The following is a 1,488-nucleotide window of genomic DNA, read 5'->3' as shown; positions in this document are numbered from 1 at the left end:
GATGAACTCGCTCGACCCGTCGGACTCACCCGGCGGCTTCATCCACACATAGGCGTCGATACCCGGCTCCGGCTCGGTCTGGGGGCGCTCACCCAGACCCGCACCGGACTGGTTGCACCAGTTCCCGGCCTGCAGGCGGCGGTCGTAGCGGCCCCCGTCCACGTAGGCGTTCACGTCCGTGGACGGCCCCGGCCCGTCCGGGCGGTCCGGCCCGCCCCACCCGTTGCGGGAGGTGTCGATGAGCATGCCGATACCGGAGTCGAAGCCCTGGCCCACCAGCTCCTCGCGCAGCGCCTGGGCATAGGAGAGCTCGTCGGTGAACTGGTTCCAGTCCACCCACTCCGACTGGCGCACCGGCGTGCCCGCGACGGTCTCGCCGATGGCGAAGTTGTCCTCCACCAGCGCCGAGTAGTTCGCGGTGTTGGCGATGAACCCGTGCACGTCGGCCGGGGTGGCGCCGGCGGCGTTGGCCGCCTCGTAGAACAGCGCGGCCGAGGCGGTGAAGTTGTCCTCCCAGCCGATCCATCCGTGGTGACCGGCGTCCACGTAGTTGTAGACGTTGTCGATGTCGCCCAGGGTGGCCAGGGCGTAGCCCACACCCTCGACGTAGTTGCCGTTGGCCAGCATCTCGTCGCACTCGGGGGTGGCGGTCTCACGGGGGGAGACGTTGGTGACCAGGTTGGGCAGCGAGTCGATCTCGACCGTGGTCACGATCCTGAGCTCGGTGTCCTCGTAGTCGGCCAGGATGTCGGCGATGGGATCGATGTAGTCGTTCTTGTACCGGTCGATCTCGTCGGGGCCGAGTTCGCCGTTGGAGGCCAGCGCGGCGCAGTCGCGGCCGGGCAGGTTGTAGATGACCACCTGGAAGACCAGCGGCTCGCCCGCGGCCTGTTCCAGGGCCTGGTCCAGGTGCTCGCGCAGGCCCATGCTGCCGGTGGTGGGGCTGTCGTTGCCCTCGATGGCGCTGATGCGGTCCAGCCACACCCCGGTGGGCTCGTCGGCGACCGCGTCCCCGCCGGGCTCGGCGGCGGCGTTGGCCGACCAGATCGGGTTGACGTAGACGTCGGCGCCCACGTAGGGGTTGTCCACCCGCTCGCCCGTGCCGGGGTCCGGGTCCGGATCGGGGTCGGGGTCGGGGTCGGGGTCGGGTCCGGGGTCGACCAGGCCCTCACAGGCCACACCGTTGAGTTCGAAGGCCGTGGGTGCCGCGTTGCTTCCGGTGTAGCTTCCCTGGAAGCCGAAGGTGGCGGTGCCGTTGGTGGAGAGTGAGGCGTTGTGCCCGGCGTTGGTGACCGAGACGCTCTGGCCGCTCTGGGAGACGGTGCCGTTCCAGGAGTTGGTGATCTGCTGGTTTCCGGCGAAGTCCCATTCCAGGGTCCAGCCGTTGACCGCGTCGCCGAGGTTGGTGATCTCCACGCTCGCGGTGAAGCCGGAGCCCCAGTCGTTGAGTTGGTAGTCGACCTCGCAACCGGCCGCGGCGCTGGCGGG

1 protein-coding gene is annotated in these 1,488 nt (G+C 69.5%); it reads right to left on the bottom strand.

Features of this window, described 5'->3' with window-relative positions:
- Positions 1 to 1,488: glycoside hydrolase family 6 protein (locus FYW99_RS31555; RefSeq protein WP_150256265.1), on the bottom strand; the 1,488-nt coding region annotated here is incomplete at both ends.

Source organism: Nocardiopsis deserti (assembly GCF_008638355.1).
GTDB classification, from domain to species: domain Bacteria; phylum Actinomycetota; class Actinomycetes; order Streptosporangiales; family Streptosporangiaceae; genus Nocardiopsis; species Nocardiopsis alborubida.
The sequence above is the reverse complement of the archived record's forward strand: the minus strand, read 5'-3'. Positions and strand labels throughout refer to the sequence as shown.